This is a genomic window from Streptomyces sp. NPDC048191, assembly GCF_040652655.1.
Lineage (GTDB): Bacteria > Actinomycetota > Actinomycetes > Streptomycetales > Streptomycetaceae > Streptomyces.
Window position 1 is genome coordinate 76,572 of sequence record NZ_JBEZMO010000012.1, and the last position, 22,085, is coordinate 98,656.

General features: G+C 72.9%; 24 protein-coding genes and 2 tRNA genes. 19 read left to right on the plus strand and 7 right to left on the minus strand.

The features are described from left to right. Positions 1-459 precede the first annotated feature (459 nt). On the plus strand, positions 460-717 hold the full coding sequence (locus tag AB0D93_RS20650) for a hypothetical protein (protein ID WP_362121235.1): 258 nt from the start codon (positions 460-462) through the stop codon (positions 715-717). Positions 718-860: 143 nt separating this feature from the next. Next, entirely contained in the window at positions 861-1,634 is a 774-nt protein-coding gene (locus AB0D93_RS20655; protein WP_362121237.1) for a response regulator transcription factor, read from the plus strand. Between the two features lie 149 nt (positions 1,635-1,783). Here the strand turns inward: AB0D93_RS20655 and AB0D93_RS20660 are convergent. Next, positions 1,784-1,857 (minus strand) — tRNA-Pro (locus AB0D93_RS20660). Between the two features lie 106 nt (positions 1,858-1,963). On the opposite strand from AB0D93_RS20660, the gene AB0D93_RS20665 reads away from it, so the two are divergent. From AB0D93_RS20665 to AB0D93_RS20675, 3 genes are all read left to right on the plus strand, one after another. After that, positions 1,964-2,470: a DUF309 domain-containing protein gene (locus AB0D93_RS20665; RefSeq protein WP_362121239.1), complete on the plus strand. Its 507-nt coding sequence runs from the start codon at positions 1,964-1,966 to the stop codon at positions 2,468-2,470. A gap of 92 nt (positions 2,471-2,562) precedes the next feature. Further along, positions 2,563-3,336 carry a precorrin-6A synthase (deacetylating) gene (cobF, locus tag AB0D93_RS20670; RefSeq protein WP_362121241.1) on the plus strand — a complete coding sequence of 258 codons (774 nt, stop codon included), beginning with the start codon at positions 2,563-2,565 and terminating at the stop codon, positions 3,334-3,336. Between the two features lie 15 nt (positions 3,337-3,351). Continuing rightward, the gene (locus AB0D93_RS20675; protein ID WP_362121243.1) at positions 3,352-3,678 is read left to right on the plus strand and encodes a hypothetical protein; all 327 of its coding nucleotides are present in this window, start codon (positions 3,352-3,354) and stop codon (positions 3,676-3,678) included. Here the strand turns inward: AB0D93_RS20675 and AB0D93_RS20680 are convergent. Then, positions 3,665-4,411: a cobalt-precorrin-6A reductase gene (locus tag AB0D93_RS20680; RefSeq protein WP_362121244.1), complete on the minus strand. Its 747-nt coding sequence runs from the start codon at positions 4,409-4,411 to the stop codon at positions 3,665-3,667. The two genes, AB0D93_RS20675 and AB0D93_RS20680, sit on opposite strands and share 14 nt — an antisense overlap. Positions 4,412-4,481: 70 nt before the next feature. Between AB0D93_RS20680 and AB0D93_RS20685 the strand changes: the two genes are divergently transcribed. Further along, the gene (locus AB0D93_RS20685; RefSeq protein ID WP_362121514.1) at positions 4,482-5,261 is read left to right on the plus strand and encodes an HAD-IIA family hydrolase; all 780 of its coding nucleotides are present in this window, start codon (positions 4,482-4,484) and stop codon (positions 5,259-5,261) included. On the opposite strand, the gene AB0D93_RS20690 is transcribed toward AB0D93_RS20685, so the two are convergent. From AB0D93_RS20690 to AB0D93_RS20700, 3 genes are all read right to left on the minus strand, one after another. Then, positions 5,250-6,032 (minus strand): sulfite exporter TauE/SafE family protein, encoded by a 783-nt coding sequence (locus AB0D93_RS20690; RefSeq protein WP_362121246.1) that lies wholly within the window; start codon positions 6,030-6,032, stop codon positions 5,250-5,252. The two genes, AB0D93_RS20685 and AB0D93_RS20690, sit on opposite strands and share 12 nt — an antisense overlap. Before the next feature lie 72 nt (positions 6,033-6,104). Next, positions 6,105-7,619, minus strand: coding sequence for a long-chain fatty acid--CoA ligase (locus AB0D93_RS20695; protein ID WP_362121248.1), 1,515 nt, complete (start codon positions 7,617-7,619; stop codon positions 6,105-6,107). A 74-nt stretch (positions 7,620-7,693) separates the two neighbouring features. Continuing rightward, positions 7,694-8,881 (minus strand): thiolase family protein, encoded by a 1,188-nt coding sequence (locus AB0D93_RS20700; protein ID WP_362121249.1) that lies wholly within the window; start codon positions 8,879-8,881, stop codon positions 7,694-7,696. Positions 8,882-9,035: 154 nt separating this feature from the next. On the opposite strand from AB0D93_RS20700, the gene AB0D93_RS20705 reads away from it, so the two are divergent. The 5 genes from AB0D93_RS20705 (at position 9,036) to AB0D93_RS20725 (ending at position 12,295) form a co-directional block, all read left to right on the plus strand. Beyond that, positions 9,036-9,845 carry a lysophospholipase gene (locus AB0D93_RS20705; protein WP_362121251.1) on the plus strand — a complete coding sequence of 270 codons (810 nt, stop codon included), beginning with the start codon at positions 9,036-9,038 and terminating at the stop codon, positions 9,843-9,845. An 85-nt stretch (positions 9,846-9,930) separates the two neighbouring features. Further along, complete coding sequence (locus tag AB0D93_RS20710) at positions 9,931-10,422, plus strand: DNA starvation/stationary phase protection protein (RefSeq protein ID WP_362121253.1); 492 nt, start codon at positions 9,931-9,933, stop codon at positions 10,420-10,422. A 30-nt stretch (positions 10,423-10,452) separates the two neighbouring features. After that, on the plus strand, positions 10,453-10,797 hold the full coding sequence (locus tag AB0D93_RS20715; RefSeq protein ID WP_362121255.1) for a DUF3140 domain-containing protein: 345 nt from the start codon (positions 10,453-10,455) through the stop codon (positions 10,795-10,797). A 2-nt stretch (positions 10,798-10,799) separates the two neighbouring features. After that, on the plus strand, positions 10,800-11,447 hold the full coding sequence (locus AB0D93_RS20720; protein WP_362121257.1) for an endonuclease: 648 nt from the start codon (positions 10,800-10,802) through the stop codon (positions 11,445-11,447). A 47-nt stretch (positions 11,448-11,494) separates the two neighbouring features. Continuing rightward, positions 11,495-12,295, plus strand: coding sequence for an SAM-dependent methyltransferase (locus tag AB0D93_RS20725; RefSeq protein WP_362121259.1), 801 nt, complete (start codon positions 11,495-11,497; stop codon positions 12,293-12,295). Between the two features lie 56 nt (positions 12,296-12,351). Here the strand turns inward: AB0D93_RS20725 and AB0D93_RS20730 are convergent, their stop codons facing one another. Continuing rightward, on the minus strand, positions 12,352-13,206 hold the full coding sequence (locus AB0D93_RS20730; protein WP_362121261.1) for a Cof-type HAD-IIB family hydrolase: 855 nt from the start codon (positions 13,204-13,206) through the stop codon (positions 12,352-12,354). A 192-nt stretch (positions 13,207-13,398) separates the two neighbouring features. On the opposite strand from AB0D93_RS20730, the gene AB0D93_RS20735 reads away from it, so the two are divergent. The 7 genes from AB0D93_RS20735 (at position 13,399) to AB0D93_RS20765 (ending at position 21,115) form a co-directional block, all read left to right on the plus strand. Beyond that, positions 13,399-14,208 carry an SAM-dependent methyltransferase gene (locus AB0D93_RS20735; protein WP_362121263.1) on the plus strand — a complete coding sequence of 270 codons (810 nt, stop codon included), beginning with the start codon at positions 13,399-13,401 and terminating at the stop codon, positions 14,206-14,208. 73 nt (positions 14,209-14,281) lie between these two features. Further along, on the plus strand, positions 14,282-15,685 hold the full coding sequence (locus AB0D93_RS20740; protein ID WP_362121265.1) for a glutamine synthetase family protein: 1,404 nt from the start codon (positions 14,282-14,284) through the stop codon (positions 15,683-15,685). Between the two features lie 2 nt (positions 15,686-15,687). Further along, complete coding sequence (locus AB0D93_RS20745; protein ID WP_362121267.1) at positions 15,688-16,863, plus strand: amidohydrolase family protein; 1,176 nt, start codon at positions 15,688-15,690, stop codon at positions 16,861-16,863. A 16-nt stretch (positions 16,864-16,879) separates the two neighbouring features. Beyond that, positions 16,880-17,407: an NUDIX hydrolase family protein gene (locus AB0D93_RS20750; RefSeq protein ID WP_362121516.1), complete on the plus strand. Its 528-nt coding sequence runs from the start codon at positions 16,880-16,882 to the stop codon at positions 17,405-17,407. A 183-nt stretch (positions 17,408-17,590) separates the two neighbouring features. After that, positions 17,591-18,385 (plus strand): hypothetical protein, encoded by a 795-nt coding sequence (locus tag AB0D93_RS20755; protein ID WP_362121268.1) that lies wholly within the window; start codon positions 17,591-17,593, stop codon positions 18,383-18,385. Positions 18,386-18,639: 254 nt separating this feature from the next. Beyond that, positions 18,640-19,974 (plus strand): GAF domain-containing SpoIIE family protein phosphatase, encoded by a 1,335-nt coding sequence (locus AB0D93_RS20760; RefSeq protein ID WP_362121270.1) that lies wholly within the window; start codon positions 18,640-18,642, stop codon positions 19,972-19,974. 112 nt (positions 19,975-20,086) lie between these two features. Further along, entirely contained in the window at positions 20,087-21,115 is a 1,029-nt protein-coding gene (locus tag AB0D93_RS20765) for an MASE1 domain-containing protein (RefSeq protein ID WP_362121271.1), read from the plus strand. 28 nt (positions 21,116-21,143) lie between these two features. Here the strand turns inward: AB0D93_RS20765 and AB0D93_RS20770 are convergent. Continuing rightward, a tRNA-Pro gene (locus tag AB0D93_RS20770) sits at positions 21,144-21,220 on the minus strand. A 125-nt stretch (positions 21,221-21,345) separates the two neighbouring features. Here AB0D93_RS20770 and AB0D93_RS20775 point away from each other — a divergent pair. Continuing rightward, a complete protein-coding gene (locus AB0D93_RS20775; protein WP_362121273.1) occupies positions 21,346-22,056 on the plus strand; it encodes a transketolase in 711 nt (236 codons plus the stop codon). The last annotated feature ends 29 nt before the right edge of the window (positions 22,057-22,085 follow it).

A 22,085-nucleotide genomic window follows, 5' to 3' on the forward strand; every position in this document is an offset into this window, starting at 1 on the left:
TGCGAACCACCGGACGCATGACCGAACTTCGATGGTCGCCCCGTCGAACTGGTATACGCCAAGCGGCGCACCCAACATACACGCGTACCGTGAGACGAAGATTTCACCGGGTTCAAAAGCTCCGTTGAGCAAGTAAAAACTTGGCAATGACTGGAGCCGTCCGGTCGCTTCTGCCATCAGGCCATCACGAACAGGCTCTTCCTGTCCAGATGTCGCTGTTTTCGCGAGGGACCCGCCCGGCGCCCCGGTCCGGCGGCCGGAGCGGGGAACACCGGAGGACGGGCCTCCTCATCCGGAGGGTGCATCACGCACCCATGATTCAAACGCAGGTATTATCGGCCGTTTTCAAACTTTGGCAGGAAGACGTCTTGATCTGGGCGGCATACCTTTGACGAGCGCTGGGCCGACCCGCTTCGTCGGCACCCCGTCCCCGCCCGTCCCACGTGCCGAAGGAGCGCCATGGCCGCCCACGTTGCAGGCCGCGAGGCCTTTGCCGACCGCGTCGTCCCGCACTCGGTGCGCGGGCCGGCCACCGAGGACGCGGCACCGGGACCGGCGTCGGCGGCCGAGGAACGCGCCGACGACGGCGTCCCCGAGTGGGACTCGATCGGCCTCTTCGACATCTTCTGCCTCGGCCCGCTCGCGGAGAGGTTCGAACTCGGCCAAGCCGACGTTCGATTAGCCCCCCTACTGAAGAGCAACCGCACGCACCGGTGAACAAAGGCCGGATGCCGCATTCCGTCCGCCCGGATTGTGCTTCAGAGGCGGTTAAGACCTCGCGGATACAACGGATCTGTTCGATAGCCGGTCATCGGACCGGAGGAATCGAACGAGAATTCCGCGACTTCCGGGGGACGCTCATGCAGACGCTGCCCAGTCAGAACGCCCGCTCCGCTCCGGCACGGGCCCGCACGGCCGTGCCACCCCGGACACCGCTCGTCCCGCTGCTCCACCACCGGCCGGGTCCTGCGGCCCGAGCCGTCGTGAAGGTGCTCGTGTGCGAGAGCCACGAGCTGTACCGGATCGGTCTGCGTACCGTCCTGGAGTCGAGCCGCGGCCTGATGGTGGCCGGCGAAGCCGCAACGGCGGCCGGGGCGCTCGAGCTTGCGGCCGGGCTGCGCCCCGACGTGGTCCTGGCCGGCGATCCCGGCCCCGGTGCCTGCGTCCCCGAACTGGTCGGGGCGCTGTGCCGGCTCCGCGCCCGGCCCGTGGTCCTCACGGAGAAGCCGACGGACGTGCCCGCCCTGCTGCTGGCCGGGGCCCGCGGCTGCCTCCCGCGGCTGGCGCGGCCCGACCGGATCCGGGACGCGGTCCGGGCGGCGGCGTGCGGTGACGCGGTGCTCGGCGCCGAGGCCGTGGACGTGGTCCTGGGGTTGCTCGGTCGCCCGGCGCCGGACACGACACCCGGATCTCCGGTGACCGACGTCCCGGCAGACGCTCCGGCCGGCCTGACACCGCGTCAGTGGGAGGTGGCACGGCTGGTGGCCGAGGGCTGCAGCAACGCCGAGATAGCCGCCTGCCTGCACGTCGGCGAGGCCACGGTCAAGAGTCATCTCGTGTCCGTGCTGCGCAAGTTGGGACTGCGCGACCGCACACAGCTGGCCATCCGGCTGATCCGCTCCCACGCCGGCTGAGCGCACCGGCCCGCGTGCCGCTCCCGGACCGTTCCGCCGGTCCCGGGACCGTCCCACCGGTCCACCGGACCGTCCCCATCGATCCCCGGACATGATCGAGGGGCCGCTCCGTGACCTCCGAAGCAGCCCCTGACCTGCGTATCCGCAAGTCGGGACGACAGGATTTGAACCTGCGACCCCTTGACCCCCAGTCAAGTGCGCTACCAAGCTGCGCCACGTCCCGATGCACTCACTCGCGGTGACCCGCGTGATCGCGCGAACAGCACTTTACCCCACGTCCGGGGGTGGGCCGAAGAGGGCCCGGCGGTGAACGGGGGACAATCGGCCGTATGACGAGTGCGGGTGCTTCGGATGCCAGGGACCGGGACACGCAGGGGCGGGCGCGCAACGCCCGGCCCCGGGACGGGCTCGGCCGGCCCCTGCCCTACGGCACGGAGGGTGTCCCCCGGCAGCCGGAGGGTGTCGTACGGGCGCCGGAGGAGACGGTCGCCGAGGCCCAGACGCTGCTGGACGCCGGGAGGCCGTTCCACGCGCACGAGGTGTTCGAGGACGCCTGGAAGTCGGGGCCCGAGGAAGAACGCGCCTTGTGGCGGGGGCTGGCCCAGCTGGCCGTCGGGCTCACGCACGCGGCGCGCGGGAACGCCGTCGGCGGGGCACGGCTGCTGCGCCGGGGCGCCGGGGCGCTGGTGGAGTGGGAGACGGAACGGGGCGAGGACCGACCGTACGGGATCGATCTCGGCGGGCTGGTCCGGTGGGCGGAGGGGCTGGCCGGGCGGCTGGAGGGCGGGCACGGGCCCGTGGACGCCGGGGAGGCAGCACCCCGGCTCGGCCCCTGACGGGCGGACCGGGAGGCCTGCCGACCGGCCCCCGTCGCCGTGCGTGCGGACGCGGTGCACGGGCTGTCAGTGGTATGCGGCAGACTCGGGGCGTGCGAAAGATTCATGTCATCGGTATCGGCGCGGGCGACCCCGAGCAGCTCACCCTGCAGGCCGTCGGGGCGCTGCGGAGCACGGACGTGTTCTTCCTGCTCGACAAGGGCGAGGTGAAGAGCGATCTGACCGATCTCCGCCGGGACATGCTGGACGCCCATCTGCCCGAGGGGTCGTACCGGGTGGTGGAGGCCCGTGACCCGGAGCGGGACCGCAAGGCGGGCGGGGCGGCGTACTCGCCGGCGGTGGAGGACTGGCGCAGCGCCCGCGCCGGGATCTACGAGCGGCTGATCGCCGAGGAACTGGGCGAGGACGGCACCGGCGCCTTCCTGGTGTGGGGCGACCCCGCGTTGTACGACAGCACGCTCGGGATTCTGGAGGAAGTGCTGGCGCGCGGCGCGGTCGCCTTCGAGTACGACGTCGTACCGGGCATCAGCAGCGTCTCGGCGCTGGTCGCCCGCCATCGCACGGGCCTGAACCGGGTGGCCCGCCCGGTGCAGATCACCACCGGGCGGCGGCTGGCCGAGGGATTCCCCGAGGGCGTCGACGACGTGGTCGTGATGCTGGACGCGCACCAGGCCTTCCGGCAGTACGCCGGGGAGGACATGGACATCTACTGGGGCGCGTACATCGGCACCGCGGACGAGATCCTGGTCTCCGGCCCGATCGCCGAGGCCGGCCCGCGCATCGAGCGGGTGCGGGCCGAGGCGCGCGAGCGCAAGGGCTGGATCATGGACACGTATCTGCTGCGCCGGAATCCCGGCGACGTCTGACGGTCCGCCGGTCCTGTGGTCCGTCCCCGGACGTGGGCGAGGCGGGGCATCGGCCTGTGCGGGGGATCGCGGGGACCGGCCGCGGACCCGTGCTCCGGCGCCCGCCTGTGGCTCCGGCGGGAGACCCGGCACGGCCCGCTGTGGACCTACGGCCTGCGGCACCTCGGTCTGATCCGGCGGCACGCGGGCGCCGCCCCGCGTGAGCGCGGCCACCGGTGCGACACCGGACGGAAGATGACCCTGGCCGCCCGCCTCCCGGCCCGGATCAAGCGCGCCGAGCACCGGGACGAGACGCTGCGCGCCGTCGGCCGACTCCGGGAGTCGGTCCTCACCCGCGGCTGAGACCGAGCCGCTCCAGTACGCCCGCCACGTCGGGCACCGCCGTCACACCCTGCGGGAGCGGCGGGCGGCGTACGACCACGACGGGCAGCCGGAGTTCCCTTGCGGCGGTGAGCTTCGCGGCCGTCGCGTCGCCGCCGCTGTCCTTGGTGACGAGGACGTCGATCCGGTGGACGCGCAGCAGTTCGGTCTCCTCGGCCACGGTGAACGGGCCGCGCGCGAGGACCAGTTCGGTGTCCGGCGGCACGGGCGGCTCGGGCGGCTCCACCGAGCGGACGACGAAGTGCAGGCCGGTCAGGTGGGCGAAGGCCGCGAGGCCCAGGCGTCCGGTGCTGAGGAAGACCCGGCGGCCGAGGCCGGGCAGCGCCCCGGCGGCTGCGGACAGGGTGGGGACGTCGTACCAGTGGTCGCCGGGGCCCGGCCGCCAGCCGGGGCGGCGCAGCACCACGGCCGACACTCCGGTGGCCGCCGCCGCCCGGGCGGCGTTGGCGGTGATCGCCTCGGCGAAGGGATGGGTGGCGTCGACCAGGGCGTCGACGTGGTGGGCGCGCAGCCAGTCGGCCAGGCCCCGTGCTCCGCCGAAGCCGCCGGTCCGCACCTCGCCGGCCACCGCGCCCGGCCGCGCGACCCGGCCGGCCAGGGACGTGGTGACCCGGACTCCGGGCCGGCCGGCGAGGTCGGCGGCGAGGCGGCGGGCCTCGGTGGTGCCGCCGAGGATCAGGACGTGCGCGGGCATAGGGGTGAGCGTACGAGGTCGTACGGGCCGAACCGCCGTGCGGGTCGCTACGGTCTGGGTCATGGAGGTCATGGAATCCGTGCGTGCCGTCCTCGTCGACATCGACGGCGTCCTCACCGTCTCCTGGCGGCCACTGCCCGGTGCGGTGGAGGCGCTGCGGGGCATCCGCGCGGCCGGACTCGGTGTGGCGCTGGTGACGAACACGACGTCGCGGACCCGGGCGTCGATCGCCGGGACGCTGGGCGAGGCCGGTTTCGACGTGAGCGCCGAGGACGTCCTCACCGCGCCCTCGGTCACCGCCGCCCATCTGGCCGAGCACTTCCCGGGCGCCCGCTGTGCGCTGCTCAACAGCGGGGACATCGCGGAGGACCTCGGTGACGTCACCCTCGTGGACGACGATGCCGAGGTGGTCGTCCTCGGCGGAGCCGGGCCGGACTGGGACTACGCGGCGCTCAACCGGGCGTTCGGGCACCTGCAACGGGGTGCGCGGCTGGTAGCCATGCACCGCAACCTGTACTGGCGGACGGACGCGGGGCTGCAGCTCGACTCGGGGGCCTTTCTGCCCGGGCTGGAGAAGGCCGCCCGCATCGAGGCGGAGGTGACGGGCAAACCGTCACCGGCGTTCTTCGAGGCGGCGCTGGCCCGGCTCGGCGCCGATGCCGGGCAGGCGTTGATGGTGGGCGACGACGTGGAGTCGGACGTGCTCGCGGCACAGCGGGCCGGGCTCACCGGGGTGCTGGTGCGGACGGGGAAGTTCCAGGAGGAGACGCTTCAGGGCGCGAGCGGCACCCCCGACCATGTCCTGGACTCCTTCGCGGACCTTCCGGCGCTGCTGGGGCTAGCGCAGTAGCAGTTGTACGCCGCCCACGATCGTCGCCGCGATCACGAGTTGTTCGAAGAGTCGCTGGTTGATCCTCTTCACAGCCCACCTGCCGAACAGCGCACCGGGCACGACGAACACCGCGAGTGCGGCGTCGAGGAGCAGCGAACGCCCGTCGATCAGCCCGAGTCCCGCGCTGAACGGCACCTTGGACACGTTCACGATCAGGAAGAAGAAGGCGGAGGTGCCGAGGAAGCCGAGCTTGCGGAATCCGGCGGAGAGCAGGTACATCGACATCACCGGGCCGCCCGCGTTGGCGACCATCGTGGTGAACCCGCCGAGCACCCCGTACGAGCGCGCCTTCATCCGGCCCGACCGGCTCGTCACCCCGTCCGGCTCGCCGGCCGCGTCCTCCCTGTCCGCCCGGCGCCGGCGCCACAGCGTGACGCCGGCCATGAGCAGCAGGATCGCGCCGATCGAGGTCCGTACGATCCCGTCGTCGGCCCACATCAGGAAGAGCGTGCCGACCACGACACCGGCCGCGACGGCCGGGAACAGCCGCCAGAGGGTGGGCCAGTGGGCGTGCCGCCGGTAGGTGAGGACGGCGAGCACATCACCGGCGATCAGGACGGGAAGCAGCACGCCGGTGGAGGCGCGGGCCGGCAGGACGGCCGCGAAGATCGCGAGGCTCACCGTGTTGGCCCCGCTCACCGCTGTCTTGGAGAAGCCGACGAGCAGGGCCGCGAAGGCGAGCGCGGCGAACTCCCAGCCGGATATGTGCCAGAGCGTCATCGTGTTCATGCGGGGACCGATGTTATGTCCGGACAAGCCTCCGGCGTAAGCACCGTCTCGCCTGGTGATCCCTGGCGCCCGCTACGACCGTCCTGCGTACTGCGTCCGGAGTTCCCGCTTCAGCACCTTCATGCTGGGGCCGAGCGGCAGCGCCTCCGCGAACTCCACGCGCCGTGGGTACTTGTGCCGGCCGAGGTGTTCCTTGGACCACTCGGTGATCACGGTGGCGTCGGGCGCGGCTCCCGGTGCCGGGACGACGACGGCGCACACCTCCTCGCCGTGCAGTTCGTCGGGCAGGCCGATGACCGCGACCTGGGCGACGCCGGGGTGGCGCATCAGGACCTCCTCGACCTCCCTCGGGTACACGTTGTAGCCGCCGCGGATGATGACGTCCTTCTTGCGGTCGACGATCGTGAGGAAGCCCTCGTCGTCCTTGGTGCCGAGGTCGCCGGTGCGGAACCAGCCGTCGACCAGGGCCTCGGCGGTGGCCTCGGGCCGGCCGAGGTAGCCGGAGAAGACGTTGTGGCCGCGGATGACGACCTCGCCCAGTTCGCCGGGCGGCAGCAGCTCGATGCGGCCCTCCACCTCGGCGCGGGCGATCTCCACGTCGACGCCCCACAGCGGGTGGCCGATGGTGCCGGCCCTGGTGCCGAAGACGGGCTGATTGACGGTGGCCGTCGGCGAGGTCTCCGACAGCCCGTACCCCTCGTAGATCCTGGCCCCGAAGGCGTCCTCGAACCGCTCCAGTACGGCGACGGGCAGCGAGGCCCCGCCGGAGACGCAGACCCGCAGCTCGGGCAGCCGGTCCGCGTGCGTCGCCGCGGCCACGAGCGCGACGTACATGGTCGGCACCCCGTGGAAGGTGTTCACCCCTTCCGCGGCCATCAGCTCGATGGCGCGGGCCGCGTCGAAGCGGGGCAGCAGCACGAGCGTGGCGCCCGCCCGCCAGGTGGAGTTGAGCGACACCGTCTGGCCGAAGGCGTGGAACAGGGGAAGTGCGCCGAGGGCGATGTCGTCGGCGCGGATGTCGTTGGCGTCGAAGGCGTTGACGGTCGCGTTCATCACGAGGTTGAAATGGCTGAGCACGGCGCCCTTGGGCACGCCGGTCGTCCCGCTCGTGTAGAAGATCACCGCAGGGTCGTCGGCCGCGCGGGTGACGTACGAGGGGAGCGGCTCGGCGTCGGCCGCGAGCTCGTCGAACTCCGCGCCCAGGGTGACCACCCGGACGCCCAGGGCCCCGGCGGCGGCGCGTCCGGTCTCCGCCTGGGCCGGGTGGACGAGCAGCAGGGTCGCCCCGCTGTCCCGCAGCACGTGCCCGACCTCACCGGCCGACAGCAGCAGATGCACCGGTACGACGACGGCGCCGGCCGCGGCGATCGCGTAGTAGGCGACGGGGAACTCGGCGGTGTTGGGCGCCATGAGGGCGACCCGGTCCCCCGGCCGTACGCCGAGGGCGGTGAGCGCGCCCGCCCGGGCGAGGGACCGCCGCCACACCTCGCCGAAGGTGAGCCGCAGTTCGCCTTCGACGAGGGCGGTCTTGCCGGGACGTCGCCTGGCGTTCTCGGCGAGGATGCTGGCGACGGACAGGGTTGCCATGGAGTGCTGCTCCGTTTCCTTGCTGCGGCTCGTGCTACCGGGTCCCCTTGCGGGGAGCCCCCGTTGAAGACGTCTCAGTGCCTCTCGACCAGCACCGCGCTGCCCTGGCCCACCCCGACGCACATGGTCGCCAGGCCCCGCCCGGCGCCCGTGCGCCGCATCCGGTGCAGCAGCGTCGTGAGGATGCGGGCGCCCGAGCAGCCGAGGGGATGGCCGAGGGCGATGGCGCCGCCGGTCGGGTTGACCAGGTCGGGATCGATGCCCAGCTGGTCGACGCAGGCGAGTGCCTGCGCGGCGAACGCCTCGTTGAACTCGGCTTCCTGGAGGTCGGCGACGTCCCAGCCGGCCCGGTCCAGCGCCTTGCGGGTGGCGGGCACCGGGCCGATGCCCATCACGTCGGGGTGGACCCCGGCGGAGGCGCCCGCGACATAGCGGCCCAGGGACTCCAGACCCAGCTCGTTCAGGGCCTCCTCGCTGACCAGCAGCAGCCCGGCCGCACCGTCGTTCATCGGCGAGGCGTTGCCCGCGGTGACCGTGCCGCCCTGGCGGAAGACCGGCTTCAGCCTCGACAGCTTCTCCAGCGAGGTGTCCTCGCGGACGCACTCGTCCTGCTCGACGACGACACCGTCCGGACGTTCCACGGGCAGGAGTTCGTCGTCGAAGTGGCCGTCCTTGCGTGCGGCGGCCGCGAGTTGGTGGCTGCGCAGGGCGAACGCGTCCTGGCGGTCGCGGGAGATGCCGTACCGCTCGGCCACCTCCTCGGCCGTCTCGCCCATGGCCAGCAGGCCGTGCAGGTCCTTCATCGCGGGGTTGACCAGGCGCCAGCCGAGCCGGGTGTCGTAGGTCTCGATGCGCTGCGGGAGGGCCTCGTCGGGGCGGGGCAGCACGAAGGGGGCGCGGCTCATGGATTCCGAGCCGCCCGCGATCACGATGTCGGCCTCGCCGGCGGCGATGGTGCGGGCGGCGGTGGTGACCGCTTCGAGGCCGGAGGCGCACAGCCGGTTCACGGTGGCGCCGGGCACGGACTCGGGCAGTCCCGCGAGCAGCGCGGCCATGCGGGCGACGTTGCGGTTGTCCTCCCCGGCCTGGTTGGCCGCGCCCCAGTAGACGTCGTCGATCCGGGCCGGGTCGAGCCTGGGCACCTCGGCCACCAGGTGGCGGATCACGGTCGCCGCCAGGTCGTCGGGCCGGACGGCGGACAGGGATCCGCGCAGCTTGCCGATGGGGGTGCGGCGGGCGGCCGCGAAGTGGACGGGACGCACGGCTTCGACTCCTGACGTACGACTGATCTACGACACTGTCGATCAGCGGACCACACGAGGACACTTAATTAGCACTGCTAGTTTTGGACTATAGACCTCCGACCGGCCCGCTGGGAAGATCCCCCCGACCCTCACCGAGCCCGCCGGAGGAGACATGCCCCACGTCCGCGAGCACACCCTCGACGGCACCCGCGGCCCGATCGCCGTACGCGAGTGGCCGCACCCGGCACCGCGGTACCTGGCCCTGGTCGCGCACGGGTACGGCGAGCACGCGGGCCGGTACGACGAGCTCGCCGCCGTCCTCACCGGGCACGGGGCGGCGGTGTACGGCCCCGATCACGTCGGCCACGGCAGATCGGCCGGGGAGCGCGTGGTGATCGAGGACTTCGAGGACGTGGTCACCGACGTGCACCGGGTGGCCGGCCTGGCCCGCTCCGCGCACCCCGGCCTGCCGCTCGTCCTGATCGGCCACTCGATGGGCGGACTGATCGCGTCCCGTTACGCCCAGCGGTACGGCGGCGAACTGAGCGCGCTGGTCCTGTCCGGCCCGGTGATCGGCGCCTGGGAGCTGCCCGGGCGGCTGCTGGCCCTGCCGGAGATCCCGGACGTCCCGGTCAGCCCGGCCGCGCTCTCCCGGGACCCGGCCGTCGGCGCCGCCTATGCCGCCGATCCGCTGGTGTGGCACGGGCCGATGAAGCGGCCGACGGTGGAGGCGTTCGCCCGGACCCTGGAGACGGTGGCCCGCGGCGGGGACATCGGGCCGCTGCCGTTGCTGTGGCTGCACGGGGACGACGACCGGCTGGTGCCGCTGCCCGGCAGCCGGGTCGGCGTGGAGCGGCTCGCCGGTGGCCGGCCGGCCGAGCGGATCTTCGCCGGCGCGCGGCACGAGGTGTTCCACGAGACGGTCAAGGAGCAGGCGTTCGCCGAGGTCATCGGCTTCCTGGACCGGTCGCTACCCCGCTGATCAGGCCTGTTTGCTCCCCCGGACGCTGGGCACCCGCCCTGTCGGACACGACCGTACGCAACTGGCGAAAGGGGACGGACACAGCATGACGGTGCTGAGGAGCACGCTGCCCGAGGAGGCGCTCGGCGTCACCGGGACCGCCCTGCAGGAGACCCTGGTGGACCTGCTCGGACTGTCGCTGATCGGAAAGCAGGCGCACTGGAACGTCGTGGGCCCGCGGTTCCGGTCGATCCACCTCCAGCTCGACGAGGTGGTCGCGACGGCCCGCGCCCACTCCGACACGGTCGCCGAGCGCGCCGCCGCGCTGGGCGTGGCCCCTGACGGCCGGCCCGAGACCGTCGCCGCGACCTTCGCACTGCCCGGCACCAAGGACGGCCGGCTGCGCGACACCGAGGTCGTGGAGCTGATGGTGTCGGCGCTCGGCACGGCGGTCGCCCGGCTGCGCGAGCGGATCGTGGCGACGGAGAAGCCCGACCCGGTCACCCAGGACCTGCTGATCTCCATCACCGCGGACCTGGAGAAACAGCGCTGGATGTTCGAGGCCGAGAACCACCCCCGCGACAACGCCTCCAGCTAGCACGACACCCCCGCACGGAAGGGGAGACCCATGGCCGACGCCCTCGAAACCGAAGCGCTGTGGGAGGACTTCCACCGCGTGGTCAACATGACCTCGGCGGAACTCGCGGCCTGGCTCAGGGTCCGCGACGCCCACGAGGACACGGAGCCCCTGCCCGAGGACGCGGGCACGCCGACCGGGCAGCATGTCCTCGCCATCCTCCAGAAGCGCCGCACCGACCTCACCGACGACGACATCCGCGTGATGCACGAGGTCGTCGACACGGTCGGCGACCTCGTGGACATGGAGGACGAGCCGGAGCCGGAGACGGCGGCGGAGGACACCGGACGGCGGCACCGGCTGATGACGCTGGGCCACGACCCGCTCAAGCCGTAGCCGTGAACCGCGACGAACGCGTCCTGCGCGAGCTGCTCTCCGCGCACGGACGGACCTACGCCGAGGAGGCGGGCATCCGCCTGAAGGACACCCCGCAGCCGCTGTACCGGCTGCTGGTGCTGGCCTTGCTGCTCAGCGCCCGGATCCGCGCCTCGGTCGCGGTCGCCACCGCGCGCGAGCTGCACGAGGACCACCTCGACAGCCCGCGCCGGATGGCCGACGCCGACTGGCAGCAGCGGGTGGACGCCCTCGGCCGAGGCGGCTACCGGCGCTACGACGAGCGCACCGCCACCCAACTCGGCGACGGCGCCGAGCTGTTGCTGGACCGCTGGGCCGGTGACCTGCGCCGGCTGCACGAGGAGGCGCACGGCGACACCGGCGAACTCAAGCGGCTTCTGCAGGAGGAGCCGGGGGTCGGCCCGGCCGGCGCCGACATCTTCCTGCGCGAGGCGCAGCGCGTGTGGCCGGAGGTCGCCCCCTATCTGGACGGCAAGGCGCTCTCCGGGGCGCGGCGGCTCGGCCTGCCGCAGGACCCTGACAGGCTCACCGAGCTCGCCGGGAACACCGAACCGGCCGTGCTGGCGGCCGCGTTGGTGCGCGCCGCACTCGACAAGGAGGTGGCCGAAGACTGTCTGCGTCGCGCGGCATGATCGTGTCAGACTGCTGCTCGCATTCGGCGGGAGCGAAGGAGCAGCACGTGACGGGGACCGAGCCGGCCGCGCCGTACATCGACACCACGCGGCCGCATCCGGCCAGGGTGTACGACTGGTTCCTGGGCGGCAAGGACAACTACCCCGTCGACGAGGAACTGGGCCGGCGGATCGCGGCGGTGGACGGGGGCGGCGCGCCGCGGGCCGCGCGCGCCAACCGGGCGTTCATGCACCGGGCCACGCGGGCGCTCGCCGAGGACGGCGTCCGCCAGTTCCTGGACATCGGCACCGGCATACCGACCGAGCCGAACCTGCACCGGATCGCCCAGTCGGTGGCGCCCGACGCGCGCGTGGTCTACGTCGACAACGACCCGATCGTGCTGGCCCACGCGGGGGCACTGCTGCGCGGCACGCCCGAGGGCGTGACGGAGTACGTGCAGGCCGACGCCCGCGACCCGCGCACCATCCTCGAACAGGCCGCCCATGTCCTCGACCTCACCCGTCCGGTCGCCCTGTCCCTGATCGCGCTGCTGCACTTCGTCGCCGACGAGGACGGCGCCCACGAGGTGGTGGCCACCCTGGTGGACGCCCTGGCGCCGGGCAGTTGCCTGGTGGTGTCGACGATGACGGCCGACTTCGAGCCGGAGAACGTCCGGAAGGGCATCGCCGCGTACGCCGCGGGTGGAGTGACCCTGGTCGCGCGGTCCCGGGACGAGGTGGCCGCCTTCTTCGACGGACTCGACCTGCTGGAGCCGGGCGTCGTACCGGTCGACGGCTGGCGGCGCGAGGAGGCCCCGGACGGCGCGGGCCCCGTCTCCCTGTACGGGGCGGTGGGCCGCAAGCCCTGACACGCTCCACGGCGTGGGGCCCGGCGGACGCGGGTGCCGCCCGCCCCCCCGCCGGCCTACAGCCCGAGGACCCTGGACAGGGTGCGCAGGACTCCGTTGTCGTTGTTGGACGGCGCGAGGTGGCGGGCGCGGCGGACGACCTCCGGGTGGGCGTTCGCCATGGCGAAGGACCAGTCGGCGGCGTCCAGCATCTCCAGGTCGTTGAGGTAGTCGCCGAAGACCATGGTCTGCGCGGGCGTGATCCCGAGGGCGCGCTGCAGGCCGCGCAGCGCGGTGCCCTTGTTGGCGGTGCGGTTCATGACGTCCACCCAGTGCTCGCCGGAGACCACGACCTGGTGCGTCTCGGCGAAACCGGCGAGAGCGGGCGCGGTGGAGTGCTCGGCGGACCCGAAGTCGAACAGCGCGACCTTGATCACGTCGTCGTCGACGGCGGTGACGTCCTCGACGACCCGGTGCTCGACGTAGTACTTGCGCACCTCCGCCAGGAACGCCTCGTCGGTCCGCTCGACGTACGCCGCCCGCTTGCCGCACACCACGGCGCCGACGTCCACCCCGTCCGCGACCAGCCGCCGCACCGTTCGCGCGATGCCCGCGGCCACCGACGGCCGAAGGATGTCGGAGCTGAGCTCCACGCCGTCGCGGACCACGTACGTGCCGTTCTCGGCGATGAAGACCATGCCCTCGGCGACCGGCGCGAACTGCCGGGCCAGCGTGGCGTACTGGCGGCCGCTGGCCGGGCTGAACAGCACGCCCCGCCGGCGCAGTTCGGCGAGCACCGGCCACAGCCCGTCGGGAATCCGCTTGGCGTCGTCCAGCAGCGTGCCGTCCATGTCGGTGACGATCAGCCGGATGCCGGCGGGCCCGGCGGCCGGGCCGGCGAGGTCCAGGAGGGGCGTGGGCGTGGCGGGCATGTCCTGCTTCCAGTCGGGGACGGCGTACCGGTCCAGTGTTCCTCATGCGCCGGGACGTCCCGGAGCCGGTCCCTCCTGTGCCGGTTCGTCACGGAGCCGCCCCGAACCGCCCACGGTGCGCGTTTCCCAAGACAGCGCGATCAACGGGCGGCACAATGGCGGCTGAGGAGCAACCTTCAGAAGGGCGGCGACGTGACGGAGGGCCAGTCCCCGACGGCCGGACCGGAGAAGCTGAACACCTCCGTGGCGCACAACGCCCGGGTGTGGAACTACTGGATCGGCGGCAAGGACAACTACGAGGTCGACCAGCGGGTCGGTGAGCACGTCGCGGGGATGTTCCCGGTAATCCGGGCGGTGGCCCGCGCGGACCGGGAGTTCCTGGCCCGCGCGGTGCGGTTCGTGACCGCCGAGCGCGGGATGCGGCAGTTCCTGGACATCGGCACCGGCCTGCCGACCGTCGACAACACCCACGAGATCGCCCAGCGGATCGCCCCCGAGTCCCGGATCGTGTACGTCGACAACGACCCGATCGTGCTCGTGCACGCCCGCTCGCTGCTCACCAGCGCCCCCGAGGGCGTCACGGACTACCTGGACGCCGATGTGCGCGACCCCGACACCATCCTGCAGCGCGCCGCCGAGACCCTGGACCTGGACCAGCCGGTCGCGCTGATGATGCTCGGCATCCTGAACTTCGTCCTGGACACCGCAGAGGCCCGGGACATCGTGCGGCGGCTCGTGGCGGCGCTGGCCCCGGGCAGCCACCTCGTCCTCACCCACCCGACCTTCGACGCCGAGGTGGGCGGCGAGGGGAACGTGGCCGCGATGGAGTTCTGGAACGCCAACGCCACCCCGCCGATCACCGCCCGCAGCCGCGCGGAGATCGCCGGCTTCCTGGACGGTCTGGAGCTCTTCGAGCCGGGCCTGGTGCCGTGCTCGCAGTGGCGCGCCGGGGCGGCCGCCGCCGCGGTGCCGCAGTTCGGCGCCGTGGCCGTGAAACCCTGACGCCGGCACCGGGCGGCCCACGCCGGAGGACGGCGGACCGACGCGGAGGAGGACGTATGGCCGAGGAGGACGTATGACCACCCTTGCCGATCCCGTGCCCGGCGGGCGCCCGGAGGATCTGCGCCGGGTCGCCGGGCTCACGGCCGATCTCACCGCTCGGGGTGTGCGCGGGATCGTCCTGGCCCATGTGGACACCGCCGGTGTCTGCCGGGTGAAGACGATCCCCACGGCACGGCTGGAGGCGGCCGTGGCGTGGGGTGTCGGCATGTCCCCGGTGTTCGACACCTTCCTTGCCGACGACTCGGTCGTCACCACCGACGTCCTCGGCTCACCGGACGGCGACCTCAGGCTCTATCCGGACCTGGACCAGCTGGTCGTACTCGCCGGGCAGCCCGGCTGGGCATGGGCGCCGGTGGACCGGATCACCCAGGAGGGCGCCCGGCACCCCGGCTGTGCCCGGACCTTTCTGCGCCGGATCGTCGCCGACGCCGCAGAGCGGCACGGCCTCGCCTTCAAGGCGGCGATCGAGGTCGAGTGGGTGGTGGGACTCGACTCGGCGCCCGCCGGGGAGTTCGTGCCGGCGGTGTCCGGCCCGGCGTACGGCGCGGTCCGGCAGGTCGGGCTGAGCGGCTACGGCGCCGATCTGCTGGCCGCGCTCGCCGCCCAGGACGTGCCCGTCGACCAGTTCCATCCCGAGTACGCGGCCGGGCAGTTCGAGGTCTCGGTGGGCGCGCTGGACCCGGTGGCGGCGGCGGACCGCAGCGTGCTGGTACGGCAGACGATCCGGGCGGTCGCCGGACGCCACGGCCTGCGGGTGTCGTTCTCGCCCGCGGTGTCCGCCGAGGGCGTCGGCAACGGCGGCCACATCCATCTGTCCTGCTGGCGTGACGGTACGAACCTGCACGCCGGCGGCGCGGGCCGGCACGGCATGACGCCCGGCGCGGAGTCCTTCACGGCCGGGATCCTGGCCCGCCTCCCCGCGCTGACGGCCGTCACCGCACCGAGCCCGGCCAGCCATCTGCGGCTCAGACCCTCCCAGTGGGCCGGGGTGTTCACCGCCTGGGGCCGGGAGACCCGGGAGGCCGCACTGCGGGTGATCACCGGTACGAAGGGCCGCCGGGACCAGGAAGCCAACCTGGAGGTGAAGCCGGTCGACCTGGCCGCCAACCCCTATCTGGCCCTCGGCTGCGTCATCGCCGCGGGCCTCGACGGGCTCTCCTCCGCCCGCGTCCTCCCGGACGAGATCACCGGCGACCCGGCCCGGTACGGCACGGACGAGGCGGCGGCCCTCGGCGTTCGCCGGCTGCCGCGGTCGCTGTCCGAGGCGGTCCGGGAGTTCCGGGCGGACCAGGTGCTGCGGGCCGCGCTGGGCCCGGTCCTCGCGGACGCGGTGACCGCCGTACGGCTCGGTGAGGCGGCGGCCGTCCAGGGCCTGGACGACGCAGGGGTGGCGGCGGCCTACCGCTGGGTGTACTGACCGTGACATCGCCGGGAGCAGTCCACGAGGCACTCGCCGAGCTGGAGTTGGTGGACCACCACTGCCACGGCGCGGTGACGGCCGACCTCACCTGCGAGGAGTTCGCCGCGCTGCTGACCGAGGGCGGGAGCTGGCCCGGGACGTCGCCCTTCGACACACCGGCCGGTGTGGCCGTACGCCGCCACTGCGCACCCCTGCTGGACCTGCCCCGGCACGCGCCCCCGGCCGAGTACGCGGCCCGCCGCTCGGCCCTGGGCTGGCAGGAGGTCAACCGCCGCTTCCTGCGCGCCGCGCGAGCCGAGGCGTTCTTCGTGGACACCGGCTACGCCCCGCACCCCCTCACCTCCCCCGCCGAACTGGCGGAGGCGTCCGGCGCGGCCGCCCACGAGGTCGTACGCCTGGAGCAGGTCGCGGAGGCGGTGGCCGCGCGGGGTGTCGAGGCCGGTGAGTACGCGGCCGTGGTCCGTGCGGCCGCCGAGGAGGCCGTCGGCCGGCCGGGCGTGGTGGCGGTGAAGTCGGTGGCCGCCTACCGCACCGGCTTCGCCCTGGACCCGGCGCGCCCGGCGGAAGCCGAGGTGACCGGGGCCGCCCACCGCTGGCTGGCGGCCGGGGGCCGTCTCGACGACCCCGTCCTGGTACGGCACCTGCTGTGGACCGCCGTGGACCTCGGCCTGCCGTTGCAGCTGCACACCGGCTTCGGGGACGCGGACCTGCGGCTGCACCACGCCGACCCGGCCCTGCTCACCGACTGGCTGCGCCTGACCTCCGGCACGGTCCCGGTCCTGCTGCTGCACTGCTGGCCCTACCACCGCCAGGCCGCCTATCTGGCCGCGGTGTTCGAGCAGGTGTACCTGGACGTGGGCCTGGCCCTGCACCACACCGGCCCGGCCCGCTGCCGCGCGGTGCTGGAGGAGGCGCTGGAGATCACCCCGTTCCGCAAACTGCTGTACAGCTCCGACGCCTACGGGGTGGCCGAATTCCACCACCTCGGCGCCCTCTGCTTCCGGCGGGGGCTGGCCGACCTGCTCCAGGCCCGTGTCGACGCCGACGAGCTGAGCCTGCCCGACGCCCTGCGGATCGCGACCTGGACCGGCCGCGACAACGCCCTGCGCCTCTACGGACCGCCCGTATCCGACCCGGCCCGCGACCCCAGCGGACGCCCCACCCGGAAAGTATGATCAAGCAATGTCTGACATGACCGAGACGACGCCCGGCTGGCTGTCCACGGACGAGCTGGAAATGGCCAGGGCCCGGATGCCGATCCTGTACGTCGAGGCCGTGCCCGTGCGCGTGGACGACAGCGGCGAAGTGACCAGCATCGGACTGCTGCTGCGGATCGGCCCGGACGGGACGGTCAGCCGGACCCTGGTCTCCGGCCGCGTCCTGCACCACGAGCGGGTCCGCGACGCCCTGCTGCGCCACCTGGAGAAGGACCTCGGCCCGGTCGCGCTCCCCCGGATCCCGGCCTCGCTCCAGCCCTTCACCGTCGCGGAGTACTTCCCGACGGCCGGGATCACGCCCTACCACGATCCGCGCCAGCACGCGGTCTCCCTGGCCTACATCGTCCCGGTCACCGGCGACTGCCGCCCCCGGCAGGACGCGCTGGACCTGGTGTGGTTCAGCCCACAGGAGGCCGCCTCCCCGGCCGTGCAGAGCGAGATGCCGGGCGGGCACGGCGTGCTGCTGAAGCAGGCACTCGCGCACGTCGGCCTCACCTACTGAGCCCGGCGGCGGCCCGACCCGCCTGTCTATCAGGCTGGTCAGGCCGCCGACCAGGGGTTTCCGTGACGCGTTCAGGTTGCGTTCAGGCTCGCGGTCACCTGTGGCAACAGCTGCACCAGAAGCCCCAAAGCAATGGCAAAGGGGTCTGGGGAAAAGGCAGTTGGGCGTGCGAGGGTGCGGGCCATGAGCACAGAGCACGTCCTCGACCACCGGCCCGTCGGCCACGCACGCGCGCGCATACGCGAGGGCGCGAACAAGGTGCCGGAGGTCACCGTCTACTTCTGGATCATCAAGGTCCTCACCACCGGCATGGGCGAGACCGCCTCCGACTTCCTGGCCCATCTGCTGGGCCCGATCCCGGCGGTCGGCCTCGGCGGTCTCGCGTTCGCGGCGTCCCTCGTGCTCCAGTTCGCCGTCCGCCGGTACGTGGCCTGGATCTACTGGACGGCGATCGTCATGGTCAGCGTGTTCGGCACGATGGCCGCGGACGTGCTCCACGTGGGCCTCGGCGTCCCGTACACGCTGTCCACCCCGCTGTTCCTGGTCGCCCTGGCCGCCGTCTTCGCCCTCTGGTACGCCTCCGAGCGCACCCTGTCCATCCACTCCATCCGCACCCGGCGCCGCGAACTCTTCTACTGGGCTGCCGTCCTCGCCACGTTCGCGCTGGGCACCGCCGCGGGCGACCTCACCGCGACCATCGGCCTCGGCTACCTGGGCTCGGTCGCCCTGTTCGCCGTGGCGATCTGCGTCCCGGCGGTCGCGCACCGCGCCCGCCTGCTGGGCGCGGTGACCGCCTTCTGGTCGGCGTACGTCATCACCCGACCGCTGGGCGCGTCCCTCGCCGACTGGATGGCCCTGCCGGCCAGGCGCGGCGGCCTGGACCTGGGCCTCGGTCCGGTGACGCTGTCCTGGACGGTGGCCATTCTGGGGCTGGTCGGCTACCTCGCCGTGTCACGGCAGGACGTCCGCACCGCCTGACCCCGCCCGCCGCATGGCAGAGGGCCTCGCCGCGCGGCGAGGCCCTCTGCCATGCGGTGCCGGCCGCCGTCACGCCATCCGGTCAGGGGGCCCGTGCCGCGCTCGAAGGCGGTGTGGCAGCAGGGCGACGGCACGCCCGGAAGGCCACCGCGGCCGTCCGGGTGGCGTGCCGCTGCCGAGTGGTGGAGGTTGGTCCTGACGGGCCATGTCACGCTGTCGTCCCGCGCGGACAGGGGCCGTGTCAGGAGGCCGTGATGGCGGGACACAAGGCGGGGAGACAGCCCGGCCGGCCGTACCTCCCCGACCTGCACATGCGTCTGCGGTCCGAGCTCGGCCGGATCGACGACCAGTTGCGTGCCCTGCTGACCTCCATGGACCGGCTGCAGGGCCTGCTGGACGCGGTGGTGGCCATCAGCCGTGAGGTGGAACTGCCCGCGGTGCTGCACCGTATCGTGACGACCGCCATGGACCTGGTCGGCGCCCGCTACGGAGCGCTGGGCGTCCTCGACGAGGCCGGGGAGAGCCTCGACCAGTTCATCTCGGCCGGTCTGACCCAGCGGGAACGCGATGCGCTGGCCGCGGCCGGACTGCCTCGCGGGCTGGGCGTCCTCGGCCACCTGATCCGCTACCCCGACCCCCTGCGGATCGACGACATCCAGGGCCATCCCTCCTCCGCCGGATTCCCGGCAGGCCACCCGCGCATGCGCACCCTGCTCGGCGTCGCCATCACGGTGCGCGGCGAGATCTACGGCGACCTCTACCTCTCCGAGCGGGAGGACGGGCAGCCCTTCGACGTGCACGACGAGAACGTCGTGGTCGCCCTGGCCAGCGCCGCCGGCATCGCGATCGAGAACGTGCGCCTGTTCGAACGGATCCGCCTCGGAGCCGAGCAGTTCCAGCGGCTGCTGCTGCCCACCCTGCCCGACCTGCGGCCGTTCACCGCCGCCGCCATCTACCGGCCCGCCGCCGAGCCCAGTCAGCTCGGCGGGGACTGGTACGACGCCATCCCCCTGCCCGACCACGTCGTGGCGGTCGTCATCGGCGATGTGGGCGGCCATGATCTGCAGGCCGCGGCCGCCATGGCCGCCACCCGCAACATGCTGCGCGCTCTCGTCCTCGACCAGGGCAGACCGCCCGGCGCGGTGCTCGCCCAGCTCGACCGGACCCTGGAGACGGTCACGAACGACCGCGTCACGACGACAACCCTGGCCCGCATCGAACCGGAGGGATGCCGTTGGCGCCTGCGCTGGAGCACCGCGGGTCACGTCCCGCCCCTGCTGGTCACGCGGGAGCGCCACGCGCTGTATCTGCTCGCCGAGCCCGGACTGCCACTCGGTGTCGACACCACGCAGCCCCGCCCGGACCACTCCCGCCTCCTGCCGCCGGAGGCCACCGTCGTCTTCTTCACCGACGGGCTGATCGAGCATCCTGCCCACCCCATCGACCGGAGTCTGAGCGACCTCGCCCGTCTCGCCAGGGTCCACGCCGGCCTGCCCCTGCCGGATTTCGTCAAGGCGCTGGCCGATCACCACCCCAGCGACGGTCACGACGACATGGCCGTCCTCGCCCTGCGCACCCCGCCGGCCTGACCCCCGGACCGCCGCGCTCGTCGCGGGCCCCGGGCCTGCCGGCCTGCCGTGGAGGATCCGGGAGATCGGGCGGATGATGGGTTCGGGGCGATGTCGAAGCGGAGGTCGCCCGATGACTGTCGCACGGCATCGATCGTTCCGGCGCAGTGGTCTCGCCGTCCTGGAGATCTGTGCCATCACCGCGGTCTACTACGGCTCGGCCAGACTGGGCCTGCTGCAGCAGCTGGTGCGTGGCCAGGTCACCCCGCTGTGGCCGCCGAGCGGTGTCGCGGTGGCGAGCCTGCTCCTGCGCAGCCCTCGGGTCTGGCCCGGTGTCGCACTCGGCGCGTTCCTGGTCAACATCTCGCTGGGCCCCTCGCTCCCGGCCGTGCTCGCCATCGCGGCGGGGAACACCCTCGCGCCGCTCTGCTCCTACCTGCTGCTGCGCCGTACCGGCTTCCGTACGGAACTGGACCGTCTGCGCGACGCGTTGGCACTGATCTTCCTCGGGGGGTTCACCGGGATGCTCGTCAGCGCCACGACGGGCAGCGGGACCCTGCTCCTCGCCGGGGTGCTGAGCACCGGCGGCTTCTGGCCGACGTGGTCGGTGTGGTGGACCGGCGACGCGATGGGCGTCCTGGTGGTCACACCGGTCCTGCTCGTCCTGCGCTCGGCACACCGGCCGGCGAACCCGCGGCCGTCCCGGTGGGCGGAGGCGCTGCTGCTCCTGGCGGCCACGGCCGGTCTGGGATTCCTCCTGACCAGTCACATGCCCCTGCTGTTCCTCGGCTTCCCGCTCCTGATCTGGGCGGCCTTCCGCTTCCGGCTGGCCGGGGCCGCGCCCTGCGCGCTGGCCGTGTCGACCTTCGCGATCATCGCCGGTGCCGAGAGGTCGGGGCCGTTCGCCGGGCACGACCTGCTCACCAAGATGATCACCCTGCAGGCCTTCAACGGTTCCGCCGCGCTGACCGCGCTGCTGCTCGCGGCGGTCATCAGCGAGCGGGACCAGACCCAGCGGGAGATCGCCCGGGCCTGCGGGCAGCTCGCCTCGATGGCGGCCAAGATCGCCGCCGGCGACCTCCTCCCGACGCTCCCCGACACGGCGGGCGGAAAGAACGGCGGAGCCCGGCGGACACGACAAAGGTCGTCCCCTCATCCCTGAGGAGACGACCTCCGACCGGCAAAGAAGCTGGTCGGGACGACAGGATTTGAACCTGCGACCCCTTGACCCCCAGTCAAGTGCGCTACCAAGCTGCGCCACGTCCCGGTGCCGTTTGACCTGGGGTTTCCCCGGTCGAAACGCGCATGGAAACAATACCGCACTCCGCTCGGTGGTCGCGCATCCGTTTTCCGGTTGACCTCAAGCTTGGTTGAGGTTGCACGCTTTCCGGCATGACGATCACAGCGGACGAGAGCCGCACCCACGGGTACGAGGACCTGCCCGGCCTGATGAGTCTCATGACCGGCGACGAGAAGCACGGACCGGCGGCCACCTCCACCCTCGATGTGCTGTGGGTGTTCTACGACCGGGTGCTGCGGGTGACGCCCGAGCGACGGGAGGATCCGGCCCGGGACCGGTTCCTGCTCAGCAAGGGGCACGGGCCCATGGCGTACTACGCGGTGCTGGCCGCGAAGGGATTCCTGCCGGTGGACTGGCTGCCCGGCTTCGGGTCGTACGACTCACCCCTCGGGCACCACCCGGACCGGGTGCTGGTACCGGGCGCCGAGATCGGCAGCGGCTCGCTGGGGCACGGGCTGCCGATCGCCGTGGGCAGCGCGCTCGGGCTGCGGGCGCGGGGGCTGCACGACCCGGCGGTCTGGGTGCTGATCGGGGACGCCGAGCTGGACGAGGGCAGCAACCACGAGGCGATCGCCTTCGCCGGGCCCGCCGGTCTGGAGCGGCTGCACACGGTGGTGGTCGACAACTCCTCGGCCAGCCACACCGTGCCCGGCGGGATCGCCGCCCGGTTCGCGGCGGCCGGCTGGTCGGCGGTGACCGTCGACGGGCGCGATCACGAAGCCTTGTACACCGCGTTCACCGCGCCGCATCCCGGGCGGCCGCACGTGGTCGTGGCCCGCGTCGAGCCGAAGAACGCCCGATGACATCCTCCGACTGGAAGGGGTCCCTTGTC